At 41.1% G+C, this 525-nt stretch carries 2 protein-coding genes; both read left to right on the top strand.

Annotated elements, in window-relative coordinates:
* On the top strand, positions 1–309 hold a 309-nt coding region (locus ACRCJ0_RS19180), incomplete at its 5' end, for a fructose-bisphosphatase class III (RefSeq protein ID WP_431391810.1).
* 19 nt (positions 310–328) lie between these two features.
* Positions 329–525, top strand: a 197-nt coding sequence (locus ACRCJ0_RS19175) for a histidine phosphatase family protein (protein ID WP_431391809.1), incomplete at its 3' end; no start/stop codon positions are given.

The raw sequence follows: 525 nt of genomic DNA, 5'->3' as shown, positions 1-525 counted from the left end.
GGTAAACTCTTAGTGATAGACGGTGGTTTTTCAAAAGCTTATCAACCAACCACAGGCCTAGCAGGTTATACCTTACTATATAATTCGTTTGGTATGTTATTAGTGAGCCACCAGCCATTCTCTAGTATTGAGGATGCAGTGGAACATGAAACAGATATCGTATCTACACGTCGAATTATCGATAAAGAGCTAGAACGATTACAAGTGCGCCAAACCGATGTAGGGGTTAAACTGGAAGACCAAGTTGCCCAGTTAAAAAAATTACTTCATGCCTATAGAAATGGTACAATAAGACCAAGAGTAGTGTAATTTGAGGAGGAATTTATTCATGTCAAAAGGTGTGACGATTTACTTCATGCGTCATGGAGAAACGTATCTAAACTATTATGGACGTATGCAAGGGTGGGCTGATGCGCCACTAACGCCACGCGGAGAAGAAGATGTACGTAGCAGTGGTCGTGGATTGGCCGATGTAGAATTTTCAGCAGTATATACGAGTGATTTACAACGTACGGTAAAAACAGC

It is taken from the genome of Aerococcus sp. L_32, from assembly GCF_050689315.1.
The sequence above is the reverse complement of the archived record's forward strand: the minus strand, read 5'-3'. Positions and strand labels throughout refer to the sequence as shown.